Here is a 16,429-nt window from a genome sequence, read left to right on the forward strand (position 1 = left end):
AAATTATTAGCCAATTTAAGAAACCTTATAAGTAAAATCCAACCTAAAATCAGCAAATAAACGTTTTAACAATTAACTTTTTTCAGAACTCTAATAAAACTTCATTTGATCTAGCTTGTACACTTTTGAAAAATATGACACTTTAATAATTAATGAACTTATCCGCTAACGCACATATATAAAATTCACAGTAAACAGAAAAATAAAAGAAAATACTATAAAATAGGTGTGTGCAAACTAATAAGAATCTTATAAATCCAAATACAATAACTTATCCAGATAACCTTCCTGTAACTGCACTAAAAACTGTGCTAAAAAATACTATACAAGAAAACCAAGTAACTATAATTTCTGGAAGTACAGGCTCAGGTAAAACAACACAAATACCTAAAATATGCTTAGAATTAGGTAGAGGTGTAAACGGTGTAATAGGTCATACTCAGCCCCGCAGATTAGCAGCACGCACAGTTGCATCTAGAATAGCTCAAGAATTAAGAGTAGAACTTGGTGAACAAGTTGGATACCAGATAAGATTCACAGATCACACCAATGAAAATACACAAGTAAAACTAATGACGGACGGTATTTTACTGAATGAAATTCAAACCGACCCTCTTTTGAAAAAATATGACACCTTAATAATTGACGAAGCACATGAAAGATCTCTAAATATTGACTTTATACTTGGGTATTTGTCTACTCTAAAAACAAAACGTCCAGATTTAAAAATAATAATAACTTCTGCCACAATCGACTCACAAAAATTTGCTAAACACTTTGCTACAAATGGAAAACCAGCCCCAATAATTGAAGTAAGCGGTAGAACATATCCAGTAGAAATTAGGTACAGACCACTCGTTGTAAATGTGGAAGAAAACGAAAGTAACAGAACAACTAAGCTTGAAGAACAAGTTGACCAAGTTTTTGGCATAATACAAGCCTGTGACGAACTAATACAGTGTGGCAGAGGCGATATATTAGTATTTTTAGCTGGAGAAAAAGATATACGTGACACTCAAAATGCTTTAGAAGATTACTATGGTGAAAAATGTGAGATTTTACCAGTATTTTCAAGGCAATCAACAACCCAGCAGATGAAAATTTTCAAACCAAACCACACAAAGACTCGTATAGTTTTAGCTACAAATATTGCTGAAACTTCTTTGACTGTGCCAGGAATAAGATATGTGGTTGACCCCGGTTTGGCTAGGATATCAAGATACTCTAATAGAACAAAAGTACAACGCCTACCGATTGAACCTATATCACAAGCCAGCGCTAACCAAAGATCTGGGCGTTGTGGACGAGTCCAAGACGGTATAGCGATTAGACTTTACAGTGAAGAAGACTATAAAAATAGACCAGAATACACGCAACCTGAAATACTGAGGACTTCTCTAGCTGCAGTAATTCTAAAAATGGTATCTATAGGTTTGAATAATATAGAAGACTTCCCATTTATAGATAAACCAGACATTAAAGCCTTAAAAAATGGTTTACAGCAACTGAAAGAGATCGGGGCTTTTAGAAGTGTTGATGTGAAAAATACTGGCTTAGCTACTTCTAAAACTCCCACAAACTTATCTGGTACTTATAAAATAACTAAGCTTGGAAAACAAATAGCTAAGATGCCTATTGATCCTCGCTTGGCAAGAATGCTAGTTGAAGCTGATAAAAACGGCTGCTTAAGTGAAGTTATTGTTATAGTTGCTGCCTTGTCAATGCAAGATGTCAGAGAAAGACCTTTAGAATATCAAGAGGCTAGCGACCAATGTCACAGCCGTTTTAACGCTTCCACATCAGACTTTTTGACCTACCTAACTTTGTGGAGATACTTGCGTTTACAGTCAAATAACCTCTCCGGCTCAGCTTTTCGTAAAATGTGTAAGAATGAGTTTTTCCACTATTTACGTATTAGAGAGTGGATTGACATAGTTAACCAGTTAATTGAGCTTACAGAAAACTTAGGATTTAAAGCTGACTATATTTCGCTACCAGAAATTTCTAAAAAAGAACATGCGACTAAGAGTAATGACGAAATAGCTAGCTTATGTGTCAGTTATGGTAAGAGTAAAGACACTCCTGATAGCGATCAAATACATTGTTCTTTGTTAGTGGGGTTATTGTCAAACATTGGATATTATGACTCTAAACATGGTGAATATAGTGGTACGAGAGGGTCGAAATTCATTATATGGCCTGGATCTAGCTTATATGGGGTGAAACACGAATGGGTTATGTGCGCTGAAATAGTTGAAACTTCAAGAGTTTTTGCTCGTACAGTGGCTAAAATAAACCCTGAGTGGATAGAAAAATATGCTCGATTTTTAGTGAAATATAATTACTCTGATCCAATTTGGTCGAAAAAATCTGGAGCTACTTTAGTTAAAGAAAAAGTACTGCTATACGGTTTGCCAATTATTAGTGATAGAACAGTTCTTTTGGGAAGATTAGACATAGAATTTGATGGAGTTCAAGCTCGTGAGTACGCTAGGGAATCATTTATTAGAAATGCTTTAGTTGAAGGTGAATGGTTTACACACCATAAATTCTATAAAGCTAATGAATCTCGTCTAGGCAGAGCTATTGATTTACAAAATCGTCAGCGAGATTTTGGTTTAGTTGTGGACGATCAAGATATATTTGACTTCTACGATGAAAAGCTACCTGACAATATTATTTCAGCGAAACATTTTGATTTTTGGTGGAAAAAACAAAAAGATAAAAGTATTTTGGACTTTGATAATAAGTTTTTGTTCAAAGGTCAAGTTTTCAACTCTGATTATCCTAAAACGTTAGAAGTTGACGGACATAAACTAGACTTAAAATACGTTTTTAATCCTCAAAGTGAACGTGATGGCATTACTGTAAAAGTTCCTGTTGCCGTAGCTAAAAATTTGAGTTCAGAGCGTTTCGAATGGTTAGTAGAAGGTTTGCTTGAGGAGTTAATATATAATTTGCTCAAGAATTTGCCGAAAAACATTAGAAAGTTTTTAGTGCCTATACCTGATTTGACAGGTAAACTTTTGGAATTTTTCCATACTCCAGCTGAACAATACAATGTTGAAACTGTTGATAGTACACAAGTAATTGATACTGAAGAAATAGTTGATGTGACTTCTAAACTCAAAAACTTTAGTGGAAAGTTTGATGATTTTAAAGATTTACATAGGCAACTTTTAAATGAAGCTGTAATGAAAGAAAAACTTAGTGAAAAGAAAAAGCAGTCTGTAAAAACTACAAATCAGAGAGCTGGTGAAAATACTAAAGTAGGTAAGAGTCAAGATAATCCAGCTATTTCAGAGACTTCTAGTAAAAATACTACTACTTTAAAAAATGATAAGAAAAACTATTACCTAAATCAGCCAATGTTTGAGGCTTTCAGAAAAGGTGTTTTGCTGCTGAAAAACATAGATGTGACCTTTGAAAACTGGCAGGAAGCTACCTCAAAGTTACCTAAGCATCTGCTGATGAATTTCAAAGTAGTGAATGAAAAAGGTTTGACTATATGTGAAGGACGTAATCTTCAGGCTTTGCAAAATTCTTTACTTGAACGCGAAAGTAAAATACAAGCTACTCAGAAAAATCTGGACAGTGGAACTGAAACTCCTCAAGATAACTACTCTTTGGGAATAGTTGAAGAAATAAAGTCTATGCGTAAGAAATATGAAGAGTACGGTAAAGACTTTTACGAATATCCTAATAACTTTGATACAACTCCTGTGAAATATAAAGATTTGTTGTTGTATCCGGCTTTAACTTTGTCTTCAAAACATAAACTTCCTTTAGTTGATTTATCTACTACCTTTGCCTCAAAAAATCACTATGGCAAGCAAAACTTAAAACAGCTACTCAACAATTTGTTTAAGCACAATCCTTTTATGAGTTTTTCTACGCCTTTCATGAAAGAAAATGATAATAAGAATAAACTAGAGGATTTTTCTGAAGATGAGCTACTTCAAGAAGACTTCAACGTAAATGTAACTTTAGTTGCTGACCCTAAGTTACAAAAATGGTTACACAAAAATGCAACTATGCATTTGCTTACTAAAAAATTGTCTTTGTCTACAAAGAGAATAACGACAAGATGGACAGGAAAAGAAGCAACTATTTTGGCTTTAAATCCGTATAAAGATATTGATAGTTTTGTTTCAGATGCACAGTATTTAGCTGTGAGAACATTATTTGACTCTCATGAAGAAAATGTTTTTGACAGCACTTGTGAAACTTGCGAAAAGCTATACCCATCTACCAAAGATGAATATGACACTTTAGAAAAATACATTTATAACAATTTAGAGGATAAAGTTTATGAGATTTTAAAGATTTGTGTTGAAATCTTTGAAACAGCAAAGTCCCTAAATGATGAAATGAAGACAAGTAATAATATCGCCATTTTGCATACAATAACTGATATTAAACAAGAATTAGACATCTTAATATATGACGGATTTTTACGTAATAATGATTTATCGGGGCTAAGTCGTTTCCATAAGTATATTCAAAGCAATATTTACAGACTAATGAAAGCAAAGCAGAATCCGTCACAAGACCAGACTTTAGTTTGGAAATTTAACAGTGTGAAAGATAGAACAGCTACTTTCTTGAAAGCAAATTCTACTGCTTTAGCTGATAAGCAAGAAAACTACTCGAATTTATATCAAATACTACAAAATATAAGATATTTAATATACGAATACCATATATCTTTGTTTGCTCAGCATTTAGGGACTACAGTAAAAGTTTCAGATAAACGAATAACAAAATATTTGGAGGAACTTATCTAAAATTAACTAAAGAATATATAAATATAAGCATTACAAAAAATTTAATGATAATGTTTCCAAATATATTCCAAAATTTTACTTATATAGAGCATATGTGAGTTTTATGTGCGCTGAAGTCCTAAAACTAATTAAACATTTAGAATTTAGAAGTTTCGTTTATATATCTATTGTTTAGGGTTTTAAAAGTGCTTACGAAGAGGTAGAAATTGATTAAAAATGCTGAAAAATTAAAAAAGACATGACTAATAGTAGCAAAAACGCCGTAAATACGTTAATTTGAAGAAATAAAATGTAAAATACGTATTATGTATAACTATTTTAAAATACGATTATATTAGAGTAGGGGATAAGCTTGGGATACCTAAAGAAGATTGAAAAAGGCTTGGAAAGAGCGATAAAAACCCCATTTAATAAGCATTTTAAGACAGAAGTAAAAGCTGTTGACATAGTTAGTGCAATAAAACAAGAAATGGACGATAAAGTAGCAGACGTATCTAAAACAAGAACTATTGCACCAAATGATTTTATTATTTCCTTATCGAGTAGTGACATGGAACAGCTCGAACAATGGGGAATCGACACTATGGCTGAAGAAGCCGTACAGTCAGCTACAAACCACGCTATGAATCAGCGTTATTCCTTTGTAGGTCCAGTGAACGTTAACTTTACAGTCGATGACGTGTTGCCAACAGGAACATTGCAAGTAGTTTCAACAACTAGGCGTGGTGCAATAGCTCCAGCAACAACGAGTTCTTCAGCACAGCATCCTATACTTGAAATAGATGGAACACGCTATTTACTAACAGGTGCAGTAACAGTGTTAGGTAGGGGTAGTGACTGTGACATTGTTATAAATGACACAGGTATTTCTCGTAGGCATTTGCAAATTCAAATCACTCCAGAGCGTGTTGTCGCAAAAGATCTTGGCTCAACTAACGGAACGTATATAGAAGGTCACAGAACAGACATCGCTACACTTGTAGATGGTAACCAAATTACAATTGGACGTACTCGAATATTGTTTTGGGCATCACCTGATGACGAGAATTATCAGTAAGTATTTATATAGTTTCACGTGAAACAAAACAGGTAACAGGCAGACAGGAAATAATCCTATGGACAGTGAATTAACAATAACGCTAATCAGACTTGGTTATCTAGCGTTACTGTGGATCATGGTTTTAGCTTGCGTCATAGTAATCAAAAGTGACCTTTATGGAAAAGTTTTCAGCAAGAAAACACCCAAAGGTGTTCAAGAACAATATGACAGTGACACTAATAGAAGCCTTGTGATAACTGAAGGATCTATGGTTGGTATGACCATTCAGCTATTACCTGGAAATACTGTTACTATCGGGCGTTCCCCTACCTGCACAATTGTAATTAACGATACTTATGCTTCTAGTTTACATGCCAAAGTTTTCAATGATGGTAATAAATGGGTAGTTGAAGATTTAGGATCCACAAACGGTACTTTCCTAGGTCAAGAAAAGGTTAAATCACCGATGATATTACGCCTCGGTGATACTATAAGAATCGGACAAACAGTTATGGAACTGCGAAAGTAAGGTACTGAAAGCATGAGTAAAACCAAGTTACGTTTCGCTGCTCGTTCAGACATAGGCATGATAAGGAAACAGAACCAAGATTCTGGCTATGCTGGCGAGAACCTATGTGTGCTTGCTGACGGTATGGGAGGACCAGCTGGAGGTGACATCGCTTCTAGTGTAGCTATTTCACACTTGAAGGAGCTGGATGCCCCGGATATTGCTGTAGAAGAAATGATACCTCTCATACGCGAAAAGGTGGCTGCTGCTCATGAAGAGCTGATTGAACGTTCGTCTAATAACTCTGAACTCGTGGGACTAGGTACTACCTGTATTGCTGTTTTGAAATCTGGTGACAAGTTAGCAATGGCGCATATTGGAGATTCCAGAGCATACATTTTACGTGATGGAGTAATTCAGCAAATAACAGTTGACCATTCTTTTGTTCAGTATCTAGTTCAGACAGGACAGCTTACACCTAAGGAAGCTGAAAATCACCCTCGTAGATCAATGTTGTTACGAGTGCTAGGTGACTCGATAACAGATGTAACCTTAGATGAATCAATGCGAGAAGCAGTAATTGGAGATAGATATCTATTATGCTCAGATGGGTTATCAGGTGTAGTCAGTAGTCAAACAATGCAAGATGTGATGAATACTGTGAAAGACCCTGATGAGTGCTGTGAAAAGCTTATTTCCTTAGCATTGCGTGGTGGCGGACCTGATAATATTACTTGTGTTATTTTCGATGTCATCAGCGCTGATGAGCAAGACGAAAGTCAAACACGCATTGTAGGAGCTGCTTCTACTGATCGTCTAGAAAAAATCAGAAGAGAACAGACACCGGCAGCAATGGCTGCTGAACATTTCGATAAGACTAGTGAAAAACTAAACGAAAAGAAAAAGAAAACCCCTACAGTTACTAAACCTAAAAAGAGCCACAAAAAAGGTATAATTGCGACTTTAGTAACTTTGTTTATACTGTGTGGAATTTCTACTGGATTATTTTTTGCTTATAGTTGGACACAAGGCAAATATTTTATTACCCAAAACAATAAAGGACAAGTTGTTCTCTATAAAGGAATACCTCAGACAGTAGTTGGTTTCGATTTATTTGAACCGCAATATATTACTGACATTGATACTCATGACTTACCTCATGCTTATCAGCAAACCTTGAAAGATAACATTTCTTTCGATAACTTGTCAGAGGCTAAAAAATATATAAACCGTTTAGATAATATACAAAAAGAATATATAGAGAAGAAATCCTCTGATAACAAAGATTCTAAAGAATGAACACAGGTTAAATACTTGAGAACTCTAATTGTAAATAAAATTCAGGTGCAAAAATGAAAAACGAAGACTTAGTTGGATCAAAACGAGGACTTGAATTCGTTCTACTAATTATAGCTTTAGCTATAGGTATTGGTGGGTACGTAATTGTTGCTCTAAATAGGACTGGACAACTTCCATCAAAGTTATTTTTGCATGCATCAATTCTGATTTTAGTAACCTTTGGTGTTCACTTCATAATTCGCCGTTTTGCTTCTTATGCTGATCCTATTATTCTACCTATAGGTGTAGCTTTAAATGGGCTTGGTTTGGCAATGATTTATAGGCTTGATTACTCATATAAAGCATTGGGACAAACTGGGTTTATTGTTGATAGTAGACAGTTAGTTTGGTCGTTAATTGGTATTAGCGCTTGTGTTTTTGTTTTCATAGTAATACGTGATCATCGTGATTTACGTAACTTTACTTATACAGCTGGTTTGCTTTCAATTATCTTACTATTATTACCGATGATTCCAGGTTTAGGTTTAAATATTTATGGTGCTAGAATTTGGATTCATCTAGGATCTTTCTCTTTCCAACCTGGAGAAATAGCTAAGCTTTGTCTTGTATTATTCTTTGCTGGATATTTTATGCAGACTAGAGAAAAGTTAGCTTTAGGTGGACGTAAAATTTTAGGTATACGCCTACCTAGGATAAGAGATTGTGCTCCTTTGATTATCGCTTGGATAGCCTCCATTGGTGTACTTGTATTACAACGTGATCTAGGAACTTCATTACTAATTTTTGGTTTATTCGTAGCAATGCTATATCTAGCTACTGACAGAGTTTCTTGGATAATCATGGGACTAGTAATGTTTGCCCCAGGTGCGGTCGTAGCTGCAAAGATTTTCCCTCACGTTGGTGCTAGGTTTAATATTTGGTGGAACGCTTTTGATAACCAGATTTACAACCAAGATCCTGGTGGTTCAGGACAGCTAGTTTCAGGGCTTTTCGGTATGGCAAATGGTGGTTTGACTGGTACTGGCTGGGGTAAAGGATTCCCACAACTTGTACCTTTTGCAAACTCTGACTTTATAATTGCTTCAATTGGTGAAGAACTTGGTTTGACTGGTTTTATGGCAGTTATCTGTTTGTATGCTATTTTCGTGCAACGTGGCTTGAAAGCAGCTCAAATGCTGCGTGATGATTTTGGTAAACTATTCACAGCCGGTTTGTCATTCATTGTTGCCTTGCAAGTATTTGTAATAGTTGGAGGTGTTACTCGTCTAATTCCTCTAACAGGTTTAACTACCCCATTCTTAGCATCTGGTGGTTCTTCGCTGGTTTCTAACTGGATAATATTAGGCCTGTTGATTAGGTTGACCGACAGTGCTAGACGTAATTGTATTTTTGAAAAAGAAATTGTTTTGATGGAATATGAACCAGTGCGAGAAGTAGTAACAGTTGCTGGTACAGGTTCTATTGGAGATGACGATTTAGTGGAGAGAACAGATAAGCCTAAATGGTTGAGAAAAATAGATGTATCTAGTAATGATTTGGAGGAAAAGTAATGAATCGCCAAATCAGACGTTTAAGTATTATTGTAGTTTTGATGTTTATTGCTCTCATGGTTTCTGCTACATATATTCAAGTAATAGCTGAACCGTCACTAAGTGCTGATAGCAGGAATGTGAGAAGCATATATAACTCATTCAATAAACAGCGTGGGCCGATTATTGTTGATGGAGCTGAAATTGCTGCCTCTGATCCAGCTGATGATACCTTTAAATGGCAACGCAAATACAATGATTCGAACTTGTATTCCCACATAACAGGTTATTTATCAGTAGTCTCTGATGCTTCTACTGGACTAGAAAAAGCTTACAATGAAGTGTTAAATGGCCGTTCACATTCGCAGACTTTGGCTCAAATCAATAGCATTATTACAGGTGAGAAACCTAAGGGCGGGGCTATTGAACTTACACTAAATCCTGCAATGCAACGTGCAGCTGCTGATGGGCTAGGAAAACTGCGTGGTTCTGTTGTAGCTCTTGACCCTAAAACAGGGGCAGTTTTGGCAATGTACTCTACACCAAACTATGATGCCAATAGCATTGCTTCACATGATAGAAAAACTTCATTGTCAGCTTTTGATACGCTCAACAAAGATAAGCATCAGCCTCTAGTTCCTAAAGCTACAGCTGATAATTTCCCTCCAGGCTCCACTTTCAAAATCATTACAGCTGCTGCAATGCTATCTAATGGTATAACTCCTGAAACTATTTTAGATGCACCACAATTCTTAGCATTGCCAGATTCTGATAAAAAACTGCCTAACTATGCTAATAGACCATGTGGTAGTGGTCGTGTTCCTCTAAGATATGCTTTTGGTATGTCGTGTAACACACCTTTTGCTAAATCAGCGATGGAGCTGGGGGCTGACCAGATTCGTAAGTTTGCAAAAGACTTCGGATTCAATGAAACTACTGATTTATCTCGTTTGAATGTAGCTAAAAGTAATTTCCCAAATAAACTATACTTACCACAGTTAGCTTATTCAGCAATTGGACAGTATGAAGTTCGTGCTACTCCTCTACAAATGGCTGTAGTCGCAGCAACTATTGCTAATGATGGTGTGCGTATGAAACCTTATGTTGTAGGTGCAGAACTTGATTCAAATCTAAAACCTGTTTCACAAACTACTCCTGAAATAGCAGCCAATGTTTTGACTCCGCAAGTGGCTAAAGATTTGAAAGGTATGATGGAATACGTGGTAACTTCACGTTTTACGACTAATGTTCATTTGAAAGATGTGAAAATTGCTGCGAAAACAGGTACAGCTCAAACAGGTATAGATGGTCAGGATCCTCATGCGTGGCTAGTTGGTTATGCTCCAGCTGATAATCCTCAAATTGCTTTTGCTGTGTTGATTGAAGGTGTAGATCAAGGTCATCACGACGAAAATGCTAATAGGGCTGCTCGTATAGCTGAGTCGTTGATAACTGCTGGTTTGTCATCTAGGAAGGCTGGTTAATGAAAATTGAAGCTGGTCTTGTCCTTGCAGACCGTTACCGTTTACTCTCACGCATAGCCATTGGAGGTATGGGTGAAGTTTGGCGTGCCAGAGATACTCACTTGAACATTATTGTTGCTGTCAAAATTTTGCGTGATGAACTTGTTGGACAAGAACAGTTTTTGAACCGACTACGTGTGGAAGCTGAGAATGCTAAAAAAGTAATGCACCCTAACTTGGCTCGTGTATTAGATCATGACGAGACTAATGGACGTGGCTGGATAGCTATGGAATTTGTGCAGGGGCAGCCGTTATCTAAGCGACTAGTTTCAGGCTCTACTATACGTGTGCGTGAGCTGTTGCCTATACTTATACAGATTTCTAACGCACTATTTGCTTTGCATTCAGTTGGTGTTGTACATAGAGATGTGAAACCAGCTAATATTCTGGTTACTGATGAGGGCGTTGTTAAACTAACTGATTTTGGCATTTCAAAGTCAGATTCTCAGCCTAATATGACCGCTGTAGGTATGGTAATGGGGACTGCTCAATATTTAGCACCTGAGCAAGTTTTAGGTGAAGCAGCTTCTCCTCGTGGTGATATTTATGCTTTGGGTATTATTGCTTATGAAGCAGTTGTGGGCAATAGACCTTATACCGGTAAAACTCAAGTAGATATTGCTTTTGCGCATGTTAATGAGACTTTGCCTCCTTTACCAGCGTTTATTCCACCAGCTTTGTCTACTGTTATAGAGAAAATGCTAGCCAAATCTCCTGAGGATCGTTTTGAAAACGCTGATGTTTTAGCTAAGCAACTACATAAAGTAATGTTACAGATATGCCCTGATGTGGTTGTGCCGAATGCTGAAATTACAACTTTTGAGCGTCCTTTGACTCGTCGTGAAACACTTAAAGTTCCAAAGATTTCAGCTGATCCTGATACTGCTTTGCAACAAATCAGTGAGTCGTCAAGCTTTGCTGAGCATGAAAGTCCAGCTGAAAATGTTTCACAGCTTTCAGATATGTATCAAAACATTACAAACACTTCTAGCTCTTCAGAGTTAGGCCATCAGCCTAATGATTCAGAAAATATTGATGTTTTATCTTCTAATCCTGTTGAGGTAGATGAACAGCCTACTCAAAATGATGAGCGTATTTCTGAAAAAGTTGTAAAAAAGACTAAAAAAATGAAAGTTTATCGCCGTGGTGGGCTAAATCACAACTTGAAAACAATTCAAAAACAAAGCGGTAAAGATAGCTCAGATAAATCTGAAATTAATCTTTCATCTAAACTTAATCAAAAGTCTTCTTCTTTGAGTAATATGTATCCGAACTTAAACACTACATCAATTAAGAAAATTAAAAATGTTAAAAAATATTTTTCTCGAGATAAATTTCTCGGAAAAACTTTTGATGAAATTATTCGTGGTGAGTCGGATGAAAATAGTAAACAAAAGATTTCGAATACTACTTTACTAGCTTTGTGTATTGGAATATTGCTATTTTTTGCTCTATTTTTCTATTTTGTTTTCACAGGTTTTTCTTCACTTTTAAATGCTCACTCGCATGATTTTATGAATAAAGATTTGTATGTAGAACATTTTGGAAATATTTTTTCATCCAATTACTTAAAAGATTTTGAAATGTTATTTGTTTTAACTGTTGTGCCTAGTCAAGGTACAATGTATAAAGACAAGATTTCTCTATCTAATCGTATGAATTTTGTTTCTACTATTTCATGTCGTAGTGTGTATAGTAGAAAAAATTTGTTTATGGGGATAATGGAAAAACTATTTTGTTTTTTCAAACAAAAAGTTAGTCATGGACTAAGAAGGAAATGATATGGTAGATAAGATGCCACGCTTGTTAGCTAACAGATATGAGGTACGTGAACTTATCGGTCGTGGAGGAATGGCTGAAGTTTACATTGGTTTTGACAAGAGATTATCCAGAACTGTTGCTATTAAGATGTTACGTGTTGAATTAGCTCGTGACGCTATTTTTCAAACCCGTTTTCACCGTGAAGCTCAGTCTGCTGCATCTTTAAATCATCCAACTATTGTTGCTGTATATGATACTGGTGAAGAGCCAGCAATTACTGGTGATGGTAAGGAAATACTTGTTCCTTACATTGTGATGGAATACGTTGATGGTCATACAGTTAAAGATTTGTTGGCTGATGGTCAGCCTGTCCCTATAAATGAAGCTGTTGAAATTGTTGTTGGCGTTTTGAATGCTTTGGAGTATTCGCATAAAGCTGGTTTGGTTCACCGTGATATTAAACCAGGTAATGTCATGCTTACTCGCGCTGGAAAAATTAAGGTCATGGACTTTGGTATTGCTCGTGCTATGACTGACTCTCAAATAACTATGACTCAAACTGACGCAGTTGTAGGTACTGCACAGTATTTATCTCCGGAGCAAGCTAAAGGTGAAACTGTTGATGCTCGTAGCGACTTGTATTCTACGGGTTGTTTGTTGTTTGAGCTTTTGACTGCTCGCCCACCTTTTAAGGGTGATACTGCTGTTTCTGTTGCCTATCAGCATGTTTCACAGTTACCACCTTTGCCATCATCTATAAAAGCTGATATACCATCTGCTTTAGATAGAGTTGTTTTGAAAGCTTTGAGTAAGAGTCGTGAAGAGCGCTACTTGAATGCTGCTGAAATGCGTAATGACATACTAGCAGCTGTGGGTGGGCATAAAGTTTCTGCTCCTCCAGTTGGTGATGCAACACAGATGATTACAGCAGTAGATAGTGATGCTACTAGCGTGATGAGTGCTACTAAAGTTACTCCTAATTGGCGTGATACAGGGGTAAGCTCTTTTGAACCTAAGCACTCTGAAGAAGAACCTAAATCTAACAAAATGAAATGGATTTGGGCTAGCATAATTGCTTTAATTGTTATTTTGGGTGGTGTTACAACTTATTTGGTCCTAGGTAATCAGGCTCCTAGCCAAATTGAAGAACAAGTGACCGTGCCTAAGAATCTTGAAGGTTTGAAAGAAGATCAGGTTGCTGAAGCTTTGAAGGCTGCTGGTTTGATAATGAAGGTTGGAAAACCTGTAGAGTCTGCTACTGCACCGAAAGATACTTTTGTTTCTTCCAGCCCAGCCGCTGGAACTAAGGTGAAAAAAGGTACTGTTGTTACTGTTCGTTTCTCAGCAGGTCCAAATGAAAAGATTATGCCAGATGTCTCAAATATGTCGCAATCTGATGCTATAGCTCGTTTGAAGAGTCTGGGATTAGAACTTGATAGTGTGGTTACTCAAGATAGTGGAAAAGTTGAAGAAGGTAAGGTAATTAATACTGATCCAGCTCCTGGTTCTAAAGTGACTAAAGGCATGAAATTCCGCTTGTATGTATCTTCAGGACGTGTAGCTGTTCCTGCTGATTTAGTTGGTAAATCAAAGGATGAAGTTACTAAATTCCTATCAGACAATGGACTAAATTTTGAGGTTGTCTCTGTTGCAACTAATCAAGAAGCACCTAACACAGTATTGTCTATATCTCCTTCAGGTGTTGTTTCTAGAGGAACTGTTATAAAGGTAGTTGTAGCTACTGATCCTGGTCCTGCTGCACCTAATAGTGGTAATGGTAATAGCAATGGAAACGGAAACGGTAATGGCAACAATAATAACAACAATAATGGTGGGAATACTGGAGGTAGTTCTTCTACTTCTCCCAACTAACTAATTATTTGATATCTTAGAATTTATCCCCTTTGTCTTTATAGATAGAGGGGATTTTTATGGATATTTTATTTCGTTTTTTATTTATCTTCTGATTTTACTTTGCTTATAAATTTATTTTTATTGTTGGTTATGTTTCACGTGAAACATAACCAATGAAAGTAAATAAGCAAGATTTATGTTCTTTATATCATGTGTTATATGTATTTTTATTACTAAAAACTATAATGTTTAATATAAATACTTATTTGTGTTTAGAGCGAATAATCAATATTTCTGATTATTTATGTTACAGAAGCCTTTAAAAATTTTGTTTTTACTCAGTTAAAGATGTAGATTTTAAAATATGATTAATATAAAAAATTTGCAAGTATCTTACGGTAAAAATATTGTTTTAAATATTGGTACTGAGGTCAAGATTGATGACTCAGACATAGTGGGTGTTATTGGTTCCAATGGTGCTGGAAAAACAACACTTATAAATGCTTGCTTAGGATTGGTTCCTTATAAAGGTAAAATTGATTTTTCTGTTCCTCGTAGTGATATTGCAGTACATTTACAAGAAAATCATTACATGGGAACTGTTAATGTGAAAAACGTTCTCAAAGGTTTGTTAGGTGTTACTCCAGGCAAAGATGCAAAATTGGACGAACTAGTAGATTATTTTGATTTCAAAACTTGTCTTTCTAAAAAATATAGCGAACTATCTGGTGGACAGCAACAACGTTTAACGCTAATAATGGTTCTTTATAAAGATGCTCCAATTACTTTTTTCGATGAAGTTACAACCGGTTTAGACTTTGAAACTCGTCAACAATTAATGGAAAAAATTAGTAATTGGTACGCTAATAAAGATGCTAGTGTTTTGATGGTTACACATTACTATGATGAAATTGAACGTTTGGCTAATAAGCTTTTAATTTTAGATAAAGGTCGTTTAGTTAAATACGGTAAAATTGACGATTTATTTGCTGAATATATAGGTTATAGTGCTGTAATTGTTTCAGGATTAAAAGACTCAGACTTTAAAGATTTCAATGTCATAGTTGCTCCGGAGAATAAGGTTGCTGTGCGTTGTGATAGTCCAGAAGATGAAAAGCGCATTTACGATTACTTACTTCAAAAACAAGCTAACTTTGAACGTACAAATCGCGATATTGAACTGATTTATTTGAATGTATTAGCATCTGAAAAGGCTGGAGTATAGATATGAAGTTTAACTATCTAGTGCTAGAAATTAAAAACGTTTTAGGAAATTTTATTGGTTTATTCTTCAGCTATATTTTCCCTATAATGCTTGCTAACATAATAATTTTCTCTAGAAAAGGAGAGATTCCAGCCCAAGCAGTACCAGAGTTCAAAACTAGTGTGTTCCTTTTGCTAATATCTGTTATTCCTATATCGTTAGCTTTAGTCGGTTTTCCAGCTTTATTTTCACAGGAAACTGATAAAGGCGTGACTAAACGTATGATTTTATTTGGCTATACGATTGAAAAGCAACTTATAAATAAACTGATTGCTAATGTATTAGTTATATTCTCAGCAGTTGGAGTTTATTTTCTATGTGTTGGTTGGGTAAACGAGATTAATAAGCCATCAGCTTTTAGCATTATATTCTTATTATTTGGTATATTATTCATTAGTATAGATTTTTTCCTTATTACTTTTACTCTAACGCTTTGGTTGAGAAAGTTTAGTCGAGTTTATGGTGTAACAATGACGTTGTATTTCCTAGTTATGATTTTGACAGGAATGTTTGGTGTATCACCAGATAAGTTCGGAAAAATAATAGAAACTATTGCGAACTGTATACCTATAACTTTGTTGACTAAACTAACTACTGAACACTGGGGAGAAAGCTTTTACAGTTTAGGTAACTATCCTTACGTTTTGATAGGATTTACTGCTTTTAGCATCGTTTGTTATTTCCTAGGAACTCGTAGTTTTAAGAAACAATAGTCTTTTAATATTTACGGATTTATAGTTAGATTTAGGTTACCAAAATTGCTCTGAATGTAGCTTGGTGAAGTTTTGTTGTAAATATTAAAGTAGGTTTGTAAATCTTAAATCAGCTTATATGTATGTAACGATTCCTGCTTGACACGAGTGTG

At 35.6% G+C, this 16,429-nt stretch carries 10 protein-coding genes; all 10 read left to right on the forward strand.

The window, feature by feature from the left end:
* Positions 1 to 230: 230 nt before the first annotated feature.
* The 10 genes from hrpA to HCQ94_RS00190 all read left to right on the forward strand — a co-directional run bounded on the left by hrpA (position 231) and on the right by HCQ94_RS00190 (position 16,277).
* Positions 231 to 4,787: an ATP-dependent RNA helicase HrpA gene (gene hrpA, locus HCQ94_RS00145; protein ID WP_166982701.1), complete on the forward strand. Its 4,557-nt coding sequence runs from the start codon at positions 231 to 233 to the stop codon at positions 4,785 to 4,787.
* Between the two features lie 352 nt (positions 4,788 to 5,139).
* Positions 5,140 to 5,844: an FHA domain-containing protein gene (locus HCQ94_RS00150; protein WP_166978149.1), complete on the forward strand. Its 705-nt coding sequence runs from the start codon at positions 5,140 to 5,142 to the stop codon at positions 5,842 to 5,844.
* 58 nt (positions 5,845 to 5,902) lie between these two features.
* A complete protein-coding gene (locus HCQ94_RS00155) occupies positions 5,903 to 6,355 on the forward strand; it encodes an FHA domain-containing protein FhaB/FipA (RefSeq protein ID WP_166978147.1) in 453 nt (150 codons plus the stop codon).
* 12 nt (positions 6,356 to 6,367) lie between these two features.
* Positions 6,368 to 7,633, forward strand: coding sequence for a PP2C family protein-serine/threonine phosphatase (locus HCQ94_RS00160; RefSeq protein ID WP_166978145.1), 1,266 nt, complete (start codon positions 6,368 to 6,370; stop codon positions 7,631 to 7,633).
* Positions 7,634 to 7,686: 53 nt separating this feature from the next.
* On the forward strand, positions 7,687 to 9,183 hold the full coding sequence (locus HCQ94_RS00165) for an FtsW/RodA/SpoVE family cell cycle protein (RefSeq protein WP_166978143.1): 1,497 nt from the start codon (positions 7,687 to 7,689) through the stop codon (positions 9,181 to 9,183).
* Complete coding sequence (locus tag HCQ94_RS00170) at positions 9,183 to 10,646, forward strand: peptidoglycan D,D-transpeptidase FtsI family protein (protein WP_166982703.1); 1,464 nt, start codon at positions 9,183 to 9,185, stop codon at positions 10,644 to 10,646. The genes HCQ94_RS00165 and HCQ94_RS00170 overlap by 1 nt, the downstream gene beginning before the upstream one ends.
* Positions 10,646 to 12,466 (forward strand): serine/threonine protein kinase, encoded by a 1,821-nt coding sequence (locus HCQ94_RS00175; protein WP_166982705.1) that lies wholly within the window; start codon positions 10,646 to 10,648, stop codon positions 12,464 to 12,466. Before HCQ94_RS00170 ends, HCQ94_RS00175 begins: the two co-directional genes overlap by 1 nt.
* Position 12,467: 1 nt before the next feature.
* Positions 12,468 to 14,318, forward strand: a complete 1,851-nt coding sequence (pknB, locus tag HCQ94_RS00180) for a Stk1 family PASTA domain-containing Ser/Thr kinase (RefSeq protein ID WP_166982707.1) — start codon at positions 12,468 to 12,470, stop codon at positions 14,316 to 14,318.
* Positions 14,319 to 14,664: 346 nt separating this feature from the next.
* A complete protein-coding gene (locus HCQ94_RS00185) occupies positions 14,665 to 15,525 on the forward strand; it encodes an ATP-binding cassette domain-containing protein (RefSeq protein WP_166982709.1) in 861 nt (286 codons plus the stop codon).
* 2 nt (positions 15,526 to 15,527) lie between these two features.
* Positions 15,528 to 16,277 carry an ABC transporter permease gene (locus tag HCQ94_RS00190; RefSeq protein WP_166978133.1) on the forward strand — a complete coding sequence of 250 codons (750 nt, stop codon included), beginning with the start codon at positions 15,528 to 15,530 and terminating at the stop codon, positions 16,275 to 16,277.
* Positions 16,278 to 16,429: the final 152 nt, after the last annotated feature.

The sequence above is a fragment of the Actinomyces sp. zg-332 genome, from assembly GCF_011751945.2.
GTDB lineage: Bacteria > Actinomycetota > Actinomycetes > Actinomycetales > Actinomycetaceae > ZJ293.

What these genes read in the sequence shown, in the direction of transcription:
- HCQ94_RS00190 (WP_166978133.1), top strand. Translation starts at nt 15,528, where the DNA reads ATGAAGTTTAACTATCTAGTGCTAGAAATTAAAAACGTTTTAGGAAAT.
- HCQ94_RS00185 (WP_166982709.1), top strand. Translation starts at nt 14,665, where the DNA reads ATGATTAATATAAAAAATTTGCAAGTATCTTACGGTAAAAATATTGTT.
- HCQ94_RS00170 (WP_166982703.1), top strand. Translation starts at nt 9,183, where the DNA reads ATGAATCGCCAAATCAGACGTTTAAGTATTATTGTAGTTTTGATGTTT.
- HCQ94_RS00165 (WP_166978143.1), top strand. Translation starts at nt 7,687, where the DNA reads ATGAAAAACGAAGACTTAGTTGGATCAAAACGAGGACTTGAATTCGTT.
- HCQ94_RS00160 (WP_166978145.1), top strand. Translation starts at nt 6,368, where the DNA reads ATGAGTAAAACCAAGTTACGTTTCGCTGCTCGTTCAGACATAGGCATG.
- pknB (WP_166982707.1), top strand. Translation starts at nt 12,468, where the DNA reads ATGGTAGATAAGATGCCACGCTTGTTAGCTAACAGATATGAGGTACGT.
- HCQ94_RS00155 (WP_166978147.1), top strand. Translation starts at nt 5,903, where the DNA reads ATGGACAGTGAATTAACAATAACGCTAATCAGACTTGGTTATCTAGCG.
- HCQ94_RS00175 (WP_166982705.1), top strand. Translation starts at nt 10,646, where the DNA reads ATGAAAATTGAAGCTGGTCTTGTCCTTGCAGACCGTTACCGTTTACTC.